Annotated in this window: 16 protein-coding genes; 10 read left to right on the top strand and 6 right to left on the bottom strand. The window is 62.9% G+C overall.

Features of this window, described 5'->3' with window-relative positions; genetic code table 11:
- Window positions 1-275: 275 nt before the first annotated feature.
- The 6 genes from PLO63_10830 to PLO63_10855 all read left to right on the top strand — a co-directional run bounded on the left by PLO63_10830 (window position 276) and on the right by PLO63_10855 (window position 6,890).
- On the top strand, window positions 276-761 hold the full coding sequence (locus PLO63_10830) for a hypothetical protein (GenBank protein HOI74632.1): 486 nt from the start codon (window positions 276-278) through the stop codon (window positions 759-761).
- 439 nt (window positions 762-1,200) lie between these two features.
- Window positions 1,201-1,503 (top strand): hypothetical protein, encoded by a 303-nt coding sequence (locus PLO63_10835; GenBank protein HOI74633.1) that lies wholly within the window; start codon window positions 1,201-1,203, stop codon window positions 1,501-1,503.
- 134 nt (window positions 1,504-1,637) lie between these two features.
- Window positions 1,638-2,090, top strand: a complete 453-nt coding sequence (locus PLO63_10840) for a hypothetical protein (GenBank protein HOI74634.1) — start codon at window positions 1,638-1,640, stop codon at window positions 2,088-2,090.
- A 12-nt stretch (window positions 2,091-2,102) separates the two neighbouring features.
- Complete coding sequence (locus PLO63_10845) at window positions 2,103-3,500, top strand: NAD(P)H-dependent oxidoreductase (protein HOI74635.1); 1,398 nt, start codon at window positions 2,103-2,105, stop codon at window positions 3,498-3,500.
- The gene (locus PLO63_10850; GenBank protein HOI74636.1) at window positions 3,497-5,482 is read left to right on the top strand and encodes a hypothetical protein; all 1,986 of its coding nucleotides are present in this window, start codon (window positions 3,497-3,499) and stop codon (window positions 5,480-5,482) included. Before PLO63_10845 ends, PLO63_10850 begins: the two co-directional genes overlap by 4 nt.
- Window positions 5,483-5,534: 52 nt before the next feature.
- The gene (locus tag PLO63_10855; GenBank protein ID HOI74637.1) at window positions 5,535-6,890 is read left to right on the top strand and encodes an amidohydrolase family protein; all 1,356 of its coding nucleotides are present in this window, start codon (window positions 5,535-5,537) and stop codon (window positions 6,888-6,890) included.
- A 102-nt stretch (window positions 6,891-6,992) separates the two neighbouring features.
- On the opposite strand, the gene PLO63_10860 is transcribed toward PLO63_10855, so the two are convergent.
- Entirely contained in the window at window positions 6,993-7,667 is a 675-nt protein-coding gene (locus PLO63_10860; protein HOI74638.1) for a GntR family transcriptional regulator, read from the bottom strand.
- 255 nt (window positions 7,668-7,922) lie between these two features.
- Between PLO63_10860 and PLO63_10865 the strand changes: the two genes are divergently transcribed.
- Window positions 7,923-9,959, top strand: coding sequence for an aldehyde ferredoxin oxidoreductase family protein (locus tag PLO63_10865; protein ID HOI74639.1), 2,037 nt, complete (start codon window positions 7,923-7,925; stop codon window positions 9,957-9,959).
- Entirely contained in the window at window positions 9,956-11,113 is a 1,158-nt protein-coding gene (locus tag PLO63_10870; protein ID HOI74640.1) for a Xaa-Pro peptidase family protein, read from the top strand. The genes PLO63_10865 and PLO63_10870 overlap by 4 nt, the downstream gene beginning before the upstream one ends.
- A gap of 40 nt (window positions 11,114-11,153) precedes the next feature.
- On the opposite strand, the gene PLO63_10875 is transcribed toward PLO63_10870, so the two are convergent.
- The 4 genes from PLO63_10875 to PLO63_10890 all read right to left on the bottom strand — a co-directional run bounded on the left by PLO63_10875 (window position 11,154) and on the right by PLO63_10890 (window position 15,834).
- Window positions 11,154-13,301 carry an adenylate/guanylate cyclase domain-containing protein gene (locus tag PLO63_10875; GenBank protein HOI74641.1) on the bottom strand — a complete coding sequence of 716 codons (2,148 nt, stop codon included), beginning with the start codon at window positions 13,299-13,301 and terminating at the stop codon, window positions 11,154-11,156.
- 10 nt (window positions 13,302-13,311) lie between these two features.
- Window positions 13,312-14,229 (bottom strand): M48 family metallopeptidase, encoded by a 918-nt coding sequence (locus PLO63_10880; protein ID HOI74642.1) that lies wholly within the window; start codon window positions 14,227-14,229, stop codon window positions 13,312-13,314.
- Complete coding sequence (locus tag PLO63_10885) at window positions 14,226-14,726, bottom strand: SH3 domain-containing protein (protein HOI74643.1); 501 nt, start codon at window positions 14,724-14,726, stop codon at window positions 14,226-14,228. Before PLO63_10885 ends, PLO63_10880 begins: the two co-directional genes overlap by 4 nt.
- A 262-nt stretch (window positions 14,727-14,988) precedes the next feature.
- Entirely contained in the window at window positions 14,989-15,834 is an 846-nt protein-coding gene (locus PLO63_10890) for an enoyl-CoA hydratase/isomerase family protein (protein ID HOI74644.1), read from the bottom strand.
- 361 nt (window positions 15,835-16,195) lie between these two features.
- Here PLO63_10890 and PLO63_10895 point away from each other — a divergent pair, with 361 nt between their 5' ends.
- Both PLO63_10895 and PLO63_10900 read left to right on the top strand, forming a co-directional pair.
- On the top strand, window positions 16,196-17,650 hold the full coding sequence (locus tag PLO63_10895; GenBank protein HOI74645.1) for a sigma 54-interacting transcriptional regulator: 1,455 nt from the start codon (window positions 16,196-16,198) through the stop codon (window positions 17,648-17,650).
- Between the two features lie 144 nt (window positions 17,651-17,794).
- A complete protein-coding gene (locus tag PLO63_10900) occupies window positions 17,795-18,343 on the top strand; it encodes a tetratricopeptide repeat protein (protein HOI74646.1) in 549 nt (182 codons plus the stop codon).
- Window positions 18,344-18,506: 163 nt separating this feature from the next.
- On the opposite strand, the gene PLO63_10905 is transcribed toward PLO63_10900, so the two are convergent.
- The coding region (locus tag PLO63_10905; GenBank protein ID HOI74647.1) for a hypothetical protein at window positions 18,507-18,909 on the bottom strand (403 nt) is incomplete at its 5' end.

Here is an 18,909-nt window from a genome sequence, read left to right on the forward strand (position 1 = left end):
TGAGGAACATCAGGGGTGTCGCATTGCCACCGGCTCAGGCGGGGCTACCCGGGGAATCCGGAAGGTCAAAGGAGTGCCGTATACGCTGAAGGCAAGCAGGACGACCCCTCCCTGTTCCGCTCGCGCAATTTCACGCCCTCTGCCCGGTTCCAGGAAGCGGGGGCGAGGGGGGCCTATCGTATTTGCTGAAACCCGGTCAAGGGTGTGATAAGAGAAGCGATAAGGCAAATCCGGCACATGTTCATGCCGGGAGGACAGGGAAAGGGAGGACCATCATGAAATATGGAACGCCCCCGGGAAGCCGGCGGGGTTTTGGCCTGATTTCGATCGTCCTTGCCCTGGGGATCCTGTGCATCCTGGCGGTGATGATGATCCCCCGTTATCTGGGCGATCCGGGAGGAAAAGACAAGGCCGCGGTTTCGGTGAAGGGTCCCGCCGGGCCCGCCGCGGTGCCGGAGGCTTTGGCGGGAAGAACCGTTGCGCCGGGCGACGCCGCCAACGTGGCGGGCATGGCCGCGCTTGCCGCCGCCGCGTCGAATGTCCAGGCGGCCTATACGAAGCTGGTGGTCGGCAATCCGTCGGGCGGGGCCGTCACGAGCGATGAGGTCGCCGCCCTGCTCAACTCCGGTTACACGGCGGTCGGCGACTACATCGTGTCGTACACGCCGTCGGGGCGCGATAAAATCATCGCCAGGCTCCAGCCAGGTTCCAGGGGCAAATACGGCACGCCGGATTCCAGGGAGATCGTGCTTGCCCGGTAACGCGGCATGTATGGAACGGACCGAACGGGACTCCTCCGTGCGGCATCCGCAGGGGACGGGCCTGCTTCCCCGGCCGGGCCGTTCGGGATGCGTCCCGGCCGCAGGCATGGCTGAAGACGGCGGTGAGGGAGGATGCCGGGATTGCCTGTCGGTTCCGTTTTCCACCGTGGATTTCTCGGAGGAATGGTGGTAGAAAACGGGCCGTGTGAACGACGTAGATCCGTCGGAAACCGATCCGATCCAGGCAGGACGCAACATGGGCTGATCCAGGAAGACCCCGTTTCTCAAATGAGCGCGGGGTCTCTTTCGTCCGGCCCCGGGTTCGATCGGCGCCGTTCGGGTTGCCCCTTTTTCCCCACCGGGCCTCTCTCAGGACCCGGTCCAGATACGATGTCCGCTTTTCCGTGGACACGGTAGACAAACGAGGAGGATAGAGACCATGAGTACCCTGAAAAAACTTCCTGTCATTGCGTGCGGGATTCTGCTGCTTTGCGCCGTCTTCATCACGGCCGTCCTGGCCGGCGGGCCGCCGCTGAAGGCCAATGTCTGCGACACCTGCCACAAGGACTACGCCAAGATCATGCCGAAAACCCATCCGGATGTCGGCAAGGGGCAGGCCTGCCTGACCTGTCACGCCCCGGATCCGGCCAAGAGCGAGCCGACCAAGTTCTCGACCGACACCCACAAGACGCACCAGAACGGAAAGGCGAAACTGGAGTGCGCGGCCTGTCATGCCCTGTAAGACAGACCCGTTTTTCTTATGAGCCGTTCCTGTTTTCCGACGGCTCAGGGACACCACCCGATAAGAACGCCGGGGCAGGAGCGGGGCCGTTTCCGCGTCCCGCGAAATGCCCCGGCGATTCCCACGATTCCATCATGAAACGGGCGGCCGCGATCCTTCTCCTGCTCGCCCTGCTTCCCGGCGGAGCGGTCTGTGCCCAGCCCCTTTTCGTGCGGGAGTCCGACACGCCCATTGCCTTGCACTATGCAAGGATCATGAACGATTACATAGCGTTTATCGAGCCGAAGCTGGCCGGGAAAGAAGACCCGGCAACGCTGTCCCGGGCGTATTTCGAGCGCCTGGGATACCGGCTGATCGCGGTGTCGATCCGGACGACCCGGGAGCCGCGGGTGTCCAGGTCATGGAAAATCCCAGGCTCGAAGCTGGCCGTACTGCCGCGGACGACCTGCTACGTCTCCGCTTCCGGGGCGACCGTCGAGCTGTACGACCAGGGCGACGACTACGTCCGCATCCAGAATTTCACGGACGGGGCACCCGGCGAACCGGGGCTATACGTATCGATTGGCATCACGCATCGCTGGAAATGACGGGAGACGATCATGCATGTCACGGTCCTGAACGGGAGTCCCAAGGGTGACGTCAGCGTCACCATGCAGTACGTGCATTTCCTCGCCGGGAAGTTCCCGGGGTACGATTTCAAGATCCACAACGTGGCCCGGCAGATCCGGGTCCTTGAAAAGAAGGACGGCTCGTTCCGGGAGGTTCTGGATGACATGGGAAAGGCCGACCTCGTCCTGTGGGCCTTTCCGGTGTACGTCTGCCTGGTTCCGTCGCAGTACAAGCGGTTCATCGAGCTGCTCTTCGAGCGGGGAGCGGCGGAGAAGCTGGCCGGCAGATACAGCGCCGCCCTGACCACGTCGGTCCATTATTTCGACCACACGGCCCACGGCTACATCGACGCCGTCAGCCAGGACCTGGGGATGCTGCACATCGGCGGCTATTCCGCCGACATGTACGAGCTCCTGAAGCCGGAAAACCGAAGGAGGCTGACCCGGTTCGCCGATCACCTGTTCCACACGGCACAGAGGCGGGATCCCGTGGACCGTACCCATGAACCCCTCCCGCCCCGCGGCTTTGTCTACGAGGCGGGCCCGGTGCGGGAGACGGTCCCGACGGACGGCAAAAAGGTCCTGGTTCTGACGGACGCCGCTCCCGGCCAGGACAACCTGCTGAAGATGATCGAGCGCTTCCGCCAGTCCTTCAGCGGTCCCGTGGAGGTCGTCAATCTTCACGATCTCGACATCAAGGGGGGGTGTCTCGGCTGCTGCGAGTGCGGCTACGACAACACCTGCGTCTACGCCGGGAAGGACGGTTTCGGCGACTTCTACCGGAGCCGCGTGATGAACGCGGACATCCTCATCTGTGCAGGGGAGATCCGGGACCGCTACCTGTCCTCTACGTGGAAATGCTACTTCGACCGCGTCTTCTTCAACACGCACATCCCCACCCTGGCGGGCAGGCAGGCGGGCTTCATCCTCTCCGGCCCCTTTCGCCGTCTTCCCCATCTCCGCCAGATTTTTGAAGGCTACATGGAGTTCCAGCAGGCCAACTGGGCCGGCGTGGTGACCGATGAAAGCGGCGACACGACCCGGATCGACGAGGGACTGCAGGCGCTCGCGGAGAGGTCCGTCAGGTTTGCCCGGGAAGGGTATGTCCGGCCGCCGGGTTTCCTCGGCGTCGCCGGCACGAAGATGTTCCGCGACGAAGTCTGGGGGCGCCTGCGGTTCGTCTTCCGGGCGGACCACCGGTTCTATCGGGACCACGGCCTCTACGACTTTCCCCAGAAAGACTGGAAGATGCGGGGCATCAACCTGGGGATGGGCGTCCTGACGGGCATCCCGGCGTTCCGGAAGGAATTCAGGAAGCGCATCAAGGATGAAATGATCAAGCCGCTCCAGGCGGTGCTCCTCCGCGAACGGGAGGGATCGGGGGCATGACGCGAAGACACGGAAGCGGCGGGGGCAAGGTTTCCGGGGAGCAGCGGAGGCAAACGGGCCGGATGATCCGTTTGCGGTGGATAGGGCTGTCCCTGCTCGTGGCATCGGTCCTGCTGAACGGCTGCGCCCTCTTCGACCTGAGGAAGGACAACACCTTCTCCAGGGATTCCTGCCTGATCACGGGAACGGTCTACAGCGGGGAACCGGCCAAGGGCCCCATCGTCGTCGTCGCCTGCGAAAAGGTTGATGGACGGTTCAGGGTCGCCCACCACACGGTCCTCCATGAACCGGGCCCGTACCAGCTCCTGGTGCCGAGAGGCAGGTACCGGCTCTTCGCCTTCGAGGACAGAAACCGGAACTGGATCCTCGATCCGGGAGAGCCGGCGGGAGTCGCCCTGGGGGACAGTGACGACCTGTCGATCCGCGCACCGGCGGGGGGCGCGGTTCTGGACATGGCCGTTGTGCTCTCCCGGGATCCGGACGTCCGCCGGAAGGTCCCCTTCGACATCCTGGCCAAAGACGCCGCGGGTGGACATCGCTGGCACAGCACGCAGGCGGGGGCGATCATGGACATCCGTGATCCGATCTTCTCCGGCGAGCAGGGCGTCAGAGGGTTCTGGTCTCCCCTCGAATTCTTCCGGGAGTACGGTGCCAATATCTATTTTCTGGAACCCTACGATCCGGGGAAGATTCCCATTCTCCTGGTCCACGGTGCGGCGGGCTCCCCCCAGGACTGGCGCTACTTCATCGACAACCTCGACCTCTCCCGGTACCAGGTCTGGATCTACTACTATCCGTCCGGGGCGCGCCTGAAGGCCATGTCCGGGCTGATGGCTGTCAAAATCCGCGAACTTCACAGAAAATACGGGTTTCAGAGGCTTTACGTGACGGCCCACAGCATGGGGGGCCATGTCGCCCGCTATGCCCTGGCGCATGAGAGCTTTCTCAAGAGCTGCGTGAAGCTCTTCGTCTCCATTTCCACGCCCTTCGGAGGCGAGGACCTGGCGGCGGCGGGGGTCGCCCAGTCGCCCGCCGTCATCCCGAGCTGGAAGGACATGGCGCCGAACAGCGAATTCATCCGGCTTTCCTTCTCCAGGAAGATGCCGCCCTCGATCCGGGACTACCTGTTTTTCGGGCACCGGGGCAGCCGGAATCCCCTGCGCCCCAACAACGACACGACCGTCACCCTGGCCAGCATGCTCGATCTGAGGGCCCAGTCGGAAGCGATCAAGGTATTCGGTTTCGATGAAGACCACGTGGGCATCCTGAACAGCAGGGACGTCCTGGCCCAGTACAAGACCGTCCTGGAATGGGTCGAAAAGGGGGACGCCGACCCCGGACGTCCGGAGAAGCGGGGGATGGTCCGGCTTCGTTACACCGTCGAGGAGGAGAGTGATGTCCCGCCGCTGTGGATGACGCTCCTGTTCCTCCCCGCCGAAAAGAGCCGGGTGGAATTCTACCTGTCTCCCGATCCCCTGAAGAAGAGCCAGGAGATGGGGCCCGTCCGGGCGGGGACCTACGAGGTCGGCCTCTTAGCCTGGGGGTATCGCGTGACACCCGCCCGCCTGAAGGTGGACGTCGGCGCGGACGCGGCGGCGGAGGTGACCCTTTCTCTGATGCCGCAGGGGATGGTGGGCGGCCAGATCACGATGGAGCAGGAAAAGGAGGACCTGTACTGGGGATTCATGACGCCGGTGGCGGCGGAGAGGAGGGTCACCTCCGTCTCCCTGACGGGACCGGGCGTGCAGCGAACCATCATGCCGCACGACATCGACCTGGGCGGGGCCATGCAGGAAGCCATGGACGGCAGAGAGTATTACTGGGAGGACTTTTTCATGTTCTACGACATCCCCAAGGGCCGTTACGAGCTCAAGGTCGAGGCCAGGGGATGCCGGCCGTTTGTCCAGGCGGTCACCGTCGATCCGAAGATCATCCACGCACCCCTGAAAATCAGCCTGTCCCCGGAGAGCAAACCGCATTGACGGACCCGCATGGCCCGTTCCGCTCATGATCCCCGAAGGAGGTGTGAACGCCGTGAAGACGAAACTTGCCGTCCTGTTGCTCTTCCCGCTTCTTTTCCTGGCCGTCGCCGGTCCGCTTTACGCCCAGACGGCCGCCGATCCCGCGCTCGCAGCGGCAATCAATGGAATCAGGCTCGTCGATCACCACGCACACCCGCTGGTGGTCCTTCCCTGGGGTGAAAAGGATGGGGGATGGGAGGAACTGGGAATGGGGAGCGAGGGAGGATCGGGAAGCGATATGGGCCTCATCCCGTACCGGCTGAATCCCGGCAGTCCCGATCTCCTCAGGACATGGCGCGGCCTATGGGGCTACCGGCACGACACCATGGACAAAGAGAAGGCCCTGGAGCTGATCGAGACCAAGAAACGCATCATGCGTGAACAGGGCGACCATTACCCGTCCTGGGTGCTGGACCGGGCCGGGATCGATGTCATGTTCGCCAACCGGAGGATCATGGGACGGGGTCTGCCGGCATCCCGTTTCCATTGGGTCGGCTATGTAGACATGCTGATGTATCCGCTGGGCAGCGAACGCCTGAAGATGGAAAACCCGAGCCTCAAAGGCTCCTATGCCAGCCTGGACCTGGCCCTGAAGGAATCCCTCGCGGGCATCCGCGTCGACGTGCTTCCGGAGTCGCTGGACGGGTACCTGGCGAAGGTTGTCGTGCCGGTGCTGGAGAAGCAGAAGCGGGACGGCGCGGTGGCCGTGAAGTTCCTGCTGGCGTACCTGCGTCCCCTCGACGTCGCCGATCCGCCGGCGGCGGAGGCGCGGAAGGTGTATGCCCGCTACGCCAAGGGGGGAAATCCTTCACCGGGCGAGTACAGGACGCTTCAGGATTTTCTCTTCCGCCGGATCTGCCGGGAGGCGGGACGCATCGGGCTGGTCGTCCACATTCACACCGGCTACGGCATCGGCGGTTATTTCGACATGGCCGGCTCCAACCCCATCCTCCTGGAGCCGGTGTTCAACGATCCGGCGCTCCGGGGCACCCGGTTCGTCATCATTCACGGCGGGTGGCCGTTTACGAGGGAGACAGCGGCCCTGCTGCTCAAGCCGAACGTGTACGCCGACTTCTCGGCCATGTCCTTCCTGTTTTACCCGCGCTTCCTCAGCGAGGTGATCCGCGGCTGGCTGGAGGTGCAGCCGCAAAAGGTGATGTTCGGCACGGATGCCTTCTACGTCGGCATGACGATCGTGAACTGGGAGGAATTCACCTGGCTGGGTGCAGACAGTTCCCGGAAGGCGCTGGCCCTGGCCCTGACGGGAATGATGAATGACGGCGAGATCACCCGCGAGAAGGCGGTGGAGCTGGCGCGGATGGTCCTCCGTGAAAATGCGATCCGGCTGTACAACCTGAAGATGCCGTAGACGGGCGGCAGGGGAGGGATTCGCCCGGAGATTGCGTGACGTGATGGAGGAAAGCCCCTTTCCAACGGCACCGGGCGCAGGGCAGGGAAACTCCCCGGGGCCTCAGGCCTGGCCTGCTCCGGCCTTGCCGGCCATCACCTTCATGGCGACGGTCTTCTCATGGAGCGCGTACGCCCGGATCCGGCCGACGGCATTGTCCTCATCGCCCTTCGTGGCCGACTCCAGGATCCGGAGCAGCTCCCCGTAACTGTCTTTCAGTTCTTTTTTCCGGAAGATCAGCGTTTCGTACTCGACCCACCGCTTGACCTGCCAGAGCTCCGTAATCGTGTGCTCCAGGAGGGAATCCTTCGCAATGCGAAGCAGGATCGAGATGACGTCGAACATGGCCTCGCCGTACCCCAGGCCGTCCTCCGCCTCTGCACAGGCCTTTATTTTTCCCACCCCCCCGAGAATCTCCTCCCGGTCGGCGGGCGTCATCCGGGTGATGACCCTGCGGATCAGGAGGCCGTAAAGCTCCGCCAGGATGTCGTACAGGGACTCGATGTAGTCGCTGTTGAGGGGAGTGACGACGGTCCCCCGGCGTGGCTCGATCGCCACGAGCTTCATCTTCTCCAGGATCCGGAAGGCCTCGCGGACCGTTCCCTGGCTGACACCGAGCTCGCCCGCGATTCTTGTCTCGATGAGGCGCTCGCCCGGGAGAAACTCCTTGCGGATGATCCGCCCGCTGATGATGTCGGCAGCCTTCTGGGATAGATTCTCCGTTTTGATCTTATACATGGATGCATGCCCTCCGGTTTTGAACCGGCATGAGGAACCGCAAAAGAGATAGCCCTTGACAGGCTTATTGATTATTGATAATCGATAAACGCATGTAACAGGGAATCCATCCGCTGTCAAGAAGAAGCTCGGGAGAAGCACCGGCCGGCATGGCTGCAAGGATCTTCTTCATGAGAGACAGCGGATTCCGGATGCCCCCCGGGGCCGCATGTCGCGGCCTGCCGATGGATGCAATGTACAGGCTGGAGGTCGTGAATGGCAAGCAGATACAAGGGTTACATGGGAAAGATCCTGGACGTCGATCTCACCGCGGGAAGGATCGGCACCTATGACCTGTCCGACCGCGACCGGGAGCGCTTCGTCGGCGGCCGGTTCATCTCCACAAAGATCCTCTGGGACGAGCTGAAACCGGGCGTGGATCCGCTTTCGCCCGAGAATGTCCTGATCGTCATGACGTCCCCCCTGACCGGGACGGGGGCTCCATCCACCAGCCGGTACGACATCTCCGCCAAGAGCCCCCAGACCGGGACCATCGGCCATTCCAACAGCGGCGGCCATTTCGGGATCCACCTGAAGCGGGCGGGCTGGGACGGTGTCATCGTCCGCGGCAGGGCCGAAAGCCCGGTCTACCTCGACATTGACGAGGACAGGGTGTCGATCAAAGACGCGTCGCATCTCTGGGGGCTGGACACGGAAGAGGCCAGGGAGAAGATGGGCGACCGGAGGGCCGGCAAGATGGTGATCGGCCCCGCCGGGGAAAAACTCGTCAAGTACGCCATCGTCATCTCCCAGGACCGCAGCCACGGCCGCTCGGGCATGGGCGCCGTCATGGGGTCGAAGAACCTGAAGGGAATCGTCGCCAGGGGAAACCGGAAGATCGAACTCCACGACCCGGAGGCGTTCAAGGCCTTGATCAAGCAGTGGATCGACATGCTGAAGGGGCACCCGGCCACGGGGGATTTTGCCCCCCGGTACGGGACGGCGGGCTTCCTGAAGAGCATCTCCGACCACAACGCCCTGCCGACGAAGAACTTTTCCTCCGGGACCTTCCAGGACGCCCACATGCTGACGGGGCAGACCCTGGCGGAGACCCGGCTCGTGAAGAACGCCGGCTGCCAGTCCTGTCCCATCCGCTGCGCCCGGGTGGTCAACCTCGACGGCCGCGAGATCAAGGGACCGGAGTACGAGGTCCTGTGCCTGCTGGGGTCGAACCTGCTCATCAACGACATGGACGCCATCATCCGCTGGAACTACGAGCTGGACCTCCTGGGCCTCGACACGATCTCCACGGGAACGGTCCTGGGCTTCGCCGCGGAGCTGAACGAGAAGGGCCTCTGGAAGAGCGGGATCGAGTTCGGAAGGAAGGACAACATCTCCGGGATCATCCGGTCCATCGCCGCCCGGGAGGGCATCGGGGACGACCTGGCGGAGGGCGTCCGCTTCCTGTCGAAGAAGTACGGCGGGGAGGACTTCGCCCCCCACTCCAAGGGAATGGAGATGGCCGCCTACGAGCCCCGGGGAGCCGTTGGGCACGGTCTCGGCTACGCCACGGCGAACCGCGGCGCCTGTCACCTGGACGGCGGTTACATGATCTATTTCGAGGCCACCGGTCCCGCCATCCTCAACCCGTACGACTATCGCTCGAAACCGGGATACACCATCCTGGACCAGAACCTCCTGGCCTCCATCAGCGCCGGGGGAAACTGCCTCTTCACGAGCTGGACGATGCTCCCCGCCTTTCTCTTCAGGATCGCGAACTCCCGGGTCGTAAGCTGGCTGGTTACGCAGATCCTGACCCATTCCTGGGCCGCCATCGAGCTCACCCTGAAGCTGCCTCCCTCCCTCATGCACTATCATCTCCCCATGCTCCCCCACACGAAGGCCCTGGAGACGGCCACGGGCATGGAGATGGATTTCGGGCGGTTCATCCGGATGGGGGAGCGCGGATTCACCCTGGAGCGGCTCTACAACATCCGCGAGGGGTTTTCCGCGAAAGACGACCGGCTGGCCAAACGGTTCACCCACGAAGAGCAGATCCCCGGCAGGAAGAAGACCGTAGTCCCCCTTGCGAAGATGCTGCCCAGGTACTACAGTCTCCGGGGATGGGACGAAAACGGCGTTCCGACCCGCCGGACGGTGAAGAAACTGGATCTGGAGTTTACCGAAGCCGCCCCCGATGTGCCCCGGGTGCAGAAGGGCGGAGAAGCCGGCGGGCTGCCGATCGCGGATGTCCCGGCAGGCGGTAAGACCGGGGCATGGAACAACTGCGCAAGCATGGAGGAAACGACATGACCGAACCGGTCAAGACCCCGCCGCCCCCGGAAGAGATCGAGCTCCGGCTGGCAAAGGTCCGCGGCCTCATGGCCCGGGAAGGGCTGGACTGCTACGTCAGCGGGCACACCGACAACGTCTATTACCTGACCAACTTTGCCTACATCCCCTTTGAGCGCCCCTTTTTCCTGGTGATCCCGCTGGAGGGCACTCCGGTACTGATTCTGCCGGGGCTTGAGGTGAGCCATGCGGAAAGCCGCGTCCTGCTCAAGGTGGACTACCGTACCTATTACGAATTCCCGGCGCCCCCGGGGCGGACCTTTACGGACGCGCTACGGGACGTCATCCCGGGTGGTGCCCGGGTCGGCGTCGAGTCCTCCCTGAGCCTCGCCCACCAGGCGGTCATGCCCGGACGGCTCAAGGTGGCCGACGTCATCGACGAGGCGCGCCTCGTCAAGACGGATTACGAGGCCGGCCGCATCGCCTACGCCTCCCAAATCGCGGATGCCGGGCTGGCCAAGTGCCTGGAGCTGAGCAGGCCCGGCGTCATGGAGCTGACCCTCTACGGCGACAGCGTCCGCCACATGATGGGAACGTTCATCATGGAGGTCCCCAACGCCAACCTCCTGGTCTCGAAGTTTCTCTGCGCCGTCTGGCCGGGGCGATCGTCCGCCCAGCCCCACTCCATACCCGGCCTGTTCGAGCAGCTGAAAGAGGGTGGCCCGAACGTCGTCATCGTCACGGCCCAGGCGGACGGCTATTCCGCCGAGGTGGAGCGCACGTATTTCCTGGGCGGGGTCCCGGAGGACTGCCGGCGTCCCTTCGAGGTCTGCATGGAGGCCCGCGCCCTCGGGTACGAGCTCGTCAAGCCCGGCGCCGCCGCAGCCGAGGTGGATGAGGCCGTCCTGATCCTGCTGAAAAAGAGGGGATACAGCGACGCCATCCTCCACCGGACCGGCCACGGCTTCGGAATCACCGGCCACGAGCCCCCGTGGATCGCCATGGGGTCCGGGGATATCCTCGAGAAAAACATGGTGGTGAGCATCGAGCCGGGGATCTACCTGCCGGATGTCGGCGGGTTCCGCCATTCCGACACGGTGCTGGTCACCGGCGACGGGTGCCGGTCCCTGACCACCTCACCGGACGGACTCGAAGACCTGGTTCTGCCCATCTGACCGTCGGGGCGGACCCCCGTCGGGGCGAGGATGCCCGGGGTCATTTCGAGGTGATGACCCAGACGCCCTGCCAGTCGGAGGGCGGATGCTCGATGAGCTCCCGGCATTTGGCGACGTAGAAGCGCGACGGGGCGTCGTCTTCCTCCAGGCTTTCGAACCGGACCAGGGCCTCGGTGAAATCGCCCCGGTAGAAAAGGGCGACGGCCTCGGAGAAGCGCCGGATGACGGACTGCTTCTCTGCGTCGAGGGCCTCAGGCAGGTACGGCTCGTAGACCACGACGGGCTCGCGGCGGCCGACCACGGCGACCCGCGATATCTCCCGCACCGGGAAGGCGCCGGCCATCTGCTCGTTCGTGGTCTGGGAAATCATCGTATAGGTTCCGAACTGCTTGTTGATCCCTTCCAGGCGCGCCGCCAGATTCACGGCGTCCCCGATCATCGTGTAGTCGAAGCGGGTGCTGGAGCCCATGTTGCCGACCACCGCGTAGCCGGTGTTGATGCCGATGCGCATTTTCAGGTCCTTGCCGATGCTTTTCTTGAAGCCCGGGCGCATTTCCGCAAGCTTTGCCTGGCAGCGGAGCGCGGCCCGGACGCAGCGGACGGCGTGGTCCGGCTGCTCGAGGGGCGCGTTCCAGAAGGCGATGATCGCGTCGCCCTCGTATTTGTCCACGGTGCCGCCCTCCTCGTGGACGATGTCGGTCATGGCCGACAGGTAGACATTCAGGAGGTTCGTCAGCGCCTCCGGATCCAGGCCCTCCGAGATCGTGGTGAATCCCTCCAGGTCCGAGAAGAAGATGGAGAGCATGCGCCGCTCCCCGCCCAGCTTCAGGCGTTCGGGGTGCTCGATAATCTGTTCGATGACGGCGTGGCTCAGGTATTGTTTGAAGGCGCTCTTGATGAACATCTTCTGGCGGCCCTCGGTGGTGTAATAGATCAGGCCCGCGCTGAACAGCGTGACCACGACGCCGGCCTCCTGGACCACTATCGGAAGCCAGAATCCCAGCCGGTAGGCGACGGCGCAGAGAATGAGCGGTGCGCAGATGACGACCGCGTAGACGAGGACGCTTTTGGCGATGCCTCTCGCCCGGGAAGTCGCCACGCCGGTCAGGAGGGCCATGAGCAGGGTCAGGACGGCCACCGGAACGGTGTGGACGGGCCGCATGAAATCGCCGGCCAGCAGGTTGTCGAGCATCGTGGCGGAGATCTCCACCCCGGGATAGATGCCGGAGACGGGGGTGGGACGGAGGTCGTAGAGGCCGGGAGCGGAAAAGCCGAAGAGGACGTAGGCGTCCCGGAAGTCCTCCAGGTTCTCGATCACGGGTTTTTCCCCGGCCTGGAGCTGAAGCTCGCTCCGGATGATCGAGGCGGCGTTGTAGGCCTTGTGGGTTCCCGAAGGCCCACGGAAGTTGAGGATCACCTTGCCCCTGCCGTCGACGGGAATCTCACGCTCTCCCACGGTGAAGCGGCCCGGGGCGATTTTCAGGAGCGTGCCCGGGTGGGCGGTGAGGTAGCCCGCCAGGGCCAGCGACGGGATCACCCGGCCGTCGAAGACCTCGAACATGGCCGCCCGGCGATAGACCGTGTCGAAATCAGGATCGTGCTGCACGTTGGCCAGGAGGGCGGAGGCGGACGATATCTCCGGCACTGGGAAGGACGCCCGGGGAAAGGGCCGATGCCCGGTTTCCGCAAGCCAGGCTTCGAGCCCCTCGATGTTCGACACCGGCGCCGGAGCGAACGGGGGCCAGGTTTCTTCCGTGCCGGCGGTCCGGCTGAGAAAGACGGCCCCCACGAAATGTTTGTAGTTCCCGATTGCCGCTGCGAATGCCTGGTCGTCCGCCACGCCGTACTTGGAGGGCTCCGTGAAAAGGACGTCGAAGGCGAGGGAACGGACGCCGGTCCGCTGGCAGAATTGAATAATCGTGCTGTAGACTTCGCGCGGCCAGGGCCAGGACAGGCCGTTCTCGTTTTTGCCCCAGTCCAGGCTGTTCTGGTCGAGCAGGATCACGCGGATCTTCGGGGTGGCGGGAGACGGCCTGGCCAGCATGTTGACCCGTGCGTCCCAGGTCTTCGCCTCCCAGCGGTCCAGCCATCCCGGAAGGAAAAAGAGCAGGGCGGCCAGGGCGCCGATGACGCCCGCTGCCAGTCCCTGCAAGAGCTTGCTGCGACGGAGCAGTTCTCCGAACGGCATTTCCCCGGTCCTACAGGCGGCTCATCGCCTTGGCGAATCTCTGTTTGCGGATACCGGGGACCTCGCCTCCGGCGCTCGACTTTCTTCCTGTGTCCTTCAGCTCGGCGATCCGGTTCTCCGGCGACGGATGCGTCTTGGCAAAGTCCGTTCCGCCCGGCTTGATCTGCCCGGCCATGACCTCCAGCATCTCCCGGAGCGCGCCGGGATTGTAGCCCGCCCGCCTGAGAATGGTCACTGCCGCCGCGTCCGCCTGGTATTCGTAGGAGCGGGAATAGCCATTGTTGATCATGGTGTTGGTGATGTCGGAAATCACTCCTCCGAAGGCGTTCGTCAACTGGGCGACTTCCTGGGATCCGAAGGACTTCGCCCCCTCCTGCGCCAGGATCGTCAGGGCTTCCGTCGTGCGCGCCTTCTCGATGGCCTTCATGCCGTGGCGGAGCTGGATGTGGCCGATCTCGTGCGCCACGACCGCGGCCAGCGCGTCTTCCGATTTGCAGCAGCGGACCAGGCCGCGGGTGATGAAAACGTGTCCGCCCGGGGTGGCAAAGGCATTGATGTCGTCGGAATCGAGCAGCAGAAAATGATACCCGGCGAAGAGCTCCGGCGTGTCCGAGGCCTGCGCCAGGGTCTGGCCCAGGGTGTTGAGGTAGGCATTGGCCTTCCCGTTCGGCAAGGGTTTGTATTTATCGAGCACGACGGCGCCGACGGTCCGTCCGATGTAGTATTCCTGCTCCGGGGTGAACTCCTCCAGGCTCTTCGCCACGGCCTTGGTGCTTTTCTTGATCGACTGCCCCTGCTGTTTGCTGATCTTGCCGGTTGCCACGCCCACTCCCGTGGCCACGTCGGTCACGGTCTCCATTCCCGCGCAGGCGATCAGGGACAGGATCATCAGGGAGATTGCCGCCGTCCGCCCAATGAGGGTTTTCATGGCTTCCCTCCTTCCGCTTCCGGGGTCAGGCGACCGATCCTGATGAAGTCGTCCATCTGCCTGGGCGACACCTTGTAGGTCTCCATGCGGTTGATCCAGGTGTAGTCGAGGTTTTTGTTGTTCTGGCGGTACTGGGCCTCCACCTCCTTGTTGAACCCCTTGCCGGCGAGGGCGATCTCGCTTCCGGAAACGGACGATCCGCCGCCACTCTGGCCGGCCCTCAGGGCGATCTGCTTGCTTGTCAGGGCTGAGTTGTGAATCCATCCCTGCGCTTTCCTGTTGAAGGAGACTTTTTTCCAGTCGCCCTGCTCCTCGATCACCGTCAGACGATCGCCGTAGGATACCTTGGCCACGATCTTGCCAAGATGGGACGGCGTCGCCCTCAACTGGCCTTCCTTGACCTGTACGCTCATTGCCTTCTGCGATGCCGCCGTGGCACTCACCAGAAGGACGCCGAGCAGCAGGAGGCCTATGATTGAAAAAAACGAGCGAACCATCTGAACCCTCCTTTCCGTGCTTCCAGGTAAAACGTTCCTGTTTTCCGAGGGAAGCATAGGGCAAGAATGTCTCCGGCGTCAATGAAATTGACCGGTCCGGAGGGGGAGGATCTCGATATTCTTTTGTTTTTCAAGGAGATTTGCGTTCAGGGAGCCTTCGTTGCGCCCTATTGGGGTGGGTGATGCCGATCTTCTTTCCGAAATCTCCAGTCACCGCCGGCAACCCCCGTAAAACCGGGATCGCCGGCGGCCGGACGGGGTGTCATTTCCCCTGGAACGACGGAAGGCGCTTCTCCCGGCGGGCGGCCAATGCCTCCCTGAAGTCGGCCGTGGTGAACGCCTCGTTCAGGCCTTTGTTTTCCAGGTTCAGGGCCGTCGTGAGGGCATCGATCAGCGGCCGGTGGAGGGTCCGCTTGGTCATGCGGACCGCGTAGCCGGCTCCCGCGGGCGGAATGAGCCGGAGCGCCGACTCGCGTGCGTAGTCCATCAGCCGGTCGTGGGGAAGCACCTTGTTGACCAGCCCCAGCTCCAGGAGCTTCTGCGCCGGGATGCGCTCGCCGAAAAACATGATCTCCTTGGCGCGCTGGAATCCGATCAGGCGGGGAAGCATGTAGCTGGAGGCGACCTCCGGGACGATGCCGAGGCGGATGAACGGCAGTTGGGCCCAGGCGTGCTCGGAGCAGTAGACAAGGTCGCAGCAGGTCAGGCACATGGTGAATCCGCCGCCGATAAACAGCCCGTTCACCGCGGCGATGATGGGCTTGTCACATTGCCACATCTTCAGGGTCATCCTGGCCTCCGCGATGTCCGTCATGTCGATCTCGGCCCTGGCCTCATCGCTCGCGGGATCCATGGCACTCGGGTGGAAATAGCCGCCGCTGCAGAAGGCCTCTTTCGTCGGATCGCCGGAGTCGGGATCGCGGGCGCCGGTGAGAATCAGGGCGTGGGCCGTCTCGTCCTTTTCAAGCGCCTCCATCGCCCAGAACAGCTCGTACGTGGTGTACTTGCTGAAGGCGTTCTTCCGTTTCGGCATGTTCAGCGTGATGGTGACGATGCCGCTGTCGTCCTTGCTGTAGAGAATTTCCTGAAACTCGTTCACCTGCATCATCTTCCCCTCTTTCCTCCTTCCTGTTGTGTCGAAGACGGGAAAGGCGGTTTCTCAATGCCTCGCGGTCCGGCCCCCCCATCATCGAACAGGGGCTCGCTCCGGCCGATCCTGTTGCCGATCGGTCCGGTTGCCTCCTTCCGGATGTACCTGATCCGCTTCAGCCACCACCAATCCGCGTTCCAGCCTTCTCTCAGGGATTGTGCTGCTTCGGACAGGGGACGAGAGCACGAAACATGCCATCCTTATATCCTTTGAATATTAAAGGATTATATTTTTCAATACGGTTTGTGGTGTTCAAATCTGTCCACATCTGTGCAAATGTGTTTTAATTGATTGTTCGAACACGATTGCGGAGAACAATATGCTGGAAAAACAAATACCTGTAGATGTCTATGCGTACCTGCCGGAGATCCTGGACTCCGTCTCTGACGCCGTCGTCATCGTCGATGTCGAACCCACGCCCCACCTGGTCCTGATCAACAAACTGGCCTGCGAGATACTCGGAATCAAGGCGGAAGACTGGCTGGGAAAAACGAGGGACCAGTACATCGGAGGCCTCGTGGACCGGTCCCTCATCGACGACAGGCTGCTGGAGGGGAAGGAGACCATGGGGCTCATCTATACCAAGGACGGTGTCGAGGTCCTGTCCAGGGCCCGCCCCGTTTTTGACGCCAACGGAAAACTGAAATTCGCCATCGTGACGACCATGACGCTCAAGGAGCTCTTCGGCCTCAAGGCGAAGCTGGAGATGGAGCGCTTCGAGAAGGAGAAGTACCGCCAGGAGATCGAGACCCTGCGCCAGTACATCAGCGCGGCGAACGACCACATTTTTCAGAAGGAAGGGATGAAGAGCCTCATCGAGTTCGTGAAGAAGGTGGCGCCCGTTGACTGCACGGTCCTGATCATGGGGGAATCGGGGGTCGGCAAGGAGGTCCTCGCCAACGCGATCCACTCCAGCAGCCCCCGCAGGCACATGCCGTTCGTTCCGGTCAGCATCCCGGCCATTCCGGAAAATCTGCTGGAGGCGGAGCTGTTCGGGTACGAGGAGGGCGCCTTCACCGGTTCGCGGCGGGGCGGGAAGAAGGGGCTTTTCGAGATGGCCGAGGGGGGAACGCTGTTTCTGGATGAGGTCGGCGATATCCCTCCGGGCATCCAGGTCAAGATCCTCCGGGCTCTCGACACCAGCGAGATCATCCGGGTCGGCGGAACGAAACGGAGGAAGCTGGACGTGCGGATCATCTCCGCGACCAACCGGAACATGGCGGATGAAGTGAAATCGGGCCGGTTCCGGGACGACCTGTTCTATCGCCTGAATGTTGTTCCCTTCGTCATTCATCCCCTCCGGGAGAGGCGGGAAATCATCATTCCCCTGAGCCTGGAATTCCTGCAGGCCAACAACAGGAAGTACAACTATAGCAAGAGAATGACCGAAGGAGCCCTCGAGGAGCTGCGAAGGCATCCCTGGCCGGGTAATATCCGGGAGCTGAAAAACGTGGTCGAGCGGCTGACGATCATGAGCGACAGCCAGCTCATCACGGACCTGCATGTTCGCGAGATCCTGTCCGCGCCGGGAGAAGGGGAGATGGTGCTGCGGGTTCCCGATCCGGAGCCGTCGAGGCCGGACGCTCTGGAGAACGGGACATCCATCCTGGGCGAGTACGAGCAGTACGAGCAGGCCATGATCCTCGATGCTCTCAAAAAGGCCCGGGGCAACAAGACCGAGGCGGCCCGGATCCTGAAGATGTCGCGGACGAGCCTTTACCAGAAACTGAAAAGGAACGACTCTTCCAGGCTTTCCAGAAAACGGACTCCATGAGGGAGGGCTTCATGATGCTATGGCGGGGAGGGACCTGATACAGGGCCTTCCAAAACGGGCGGCCGGCCCGGTGGAATCGAAGCCCCGGATGGATGAACCGCGGGGCGCGGGGTGGCCGGACGGAGAACTGCGGGGGGCTGCGGCATGTCCCTGTTCGGGGAAATCAGGCGAATCGCGAAGGAAGCCGACCGGATCGAGCTGTATCGCTTTCTCTTGATCTGGGCCGTTGTCTTCGGGGTCTTCCTGACGGTCGAGGTGTATACCGGGTATGTCCCCGCATGGTTCCTGGTCGTCATTCCGCCGGTCATGGCGGCCGTCGTCATGGGGATTGTCGCCGGGGCCGGGGACAAAATATCCCGCACGTTCCGTGGGGGACCGAAGGCGGCCTGGAGCGCCGGAGAGCGGTCGGCCGGGGATCTGGAGAAAATCCGGTTCAGCAAGAGGCAGGGGCGTTTCGACGAGGCCCTCTTTCTCATCAATGAGTTCCTGAAGCAGTTTCCCAAACACCCGGAGGCCCTGTTTCTGAAGGCGCAGATTCTTCACGAGGGGTTCGGCCATGACGAATCCGCAAGGAAGTGTCTCCGGGCTGTCCTGACGGAGGTTCCCGCCTCCGAGCCGCTGCACCGGTGGGCCGACCGCTACCATGAAGACATCACCGGGGCGGGACTCAAAGAAAAAGATCCGTCGGCGTGATCGCGGTCACGGCAGTTCTTCCCGGGGACAGGCAATCTTCCCGCAAGACCCCGCCGCCCCGGTACCGCTATGGAATCGCCGGATCGAACGCGGGGAATCCCCGGAATGCATGGAATTGGACAAAAACATATTGAAATAAAAGAAGCACTTCCCTATTCTCTACCTACAAAATAACTGTGTTTGCCGAGATGTTATGTGTAAGAAGCGTGTGCAAAGGGGTGCCGGGCAGGTCATGAATGCCGCGATTCCGGTGCACGTCGACCCCGCGAAGAGACCGCAGGTCCCTCGCGGGAGACTTCCTGCCTTGTACCACTGTTTCAAGTTTCCAGGATGAACGCCGGAGAGAGCCGACGAGGCTCTCCGCCAGGCGTCCCAACCATGACGATCCGTTGCCCTCCCCGCAACTCGGGAAAGGAAGGCGCAGGGCGCGGTCAACGATATCGGCCCGCAGCAGATGGGTATTCAAATACGCTGTTCCACGTAGACGAAGAAAGGAGACATCATGCATCAAAGAAGAATGCTTCAGTTCCTGCTGGTCGTGCTCGCGCTGGTCTTCCTGTCGGCGT

This window comes from Syntrophales bacterium, assembly GCA_035363115.1.
Taxonomy (GTDB): Bacteria; Desulfobacterota; Syntrophia; order Syntrophales; family PHBD01; genus PHBD01.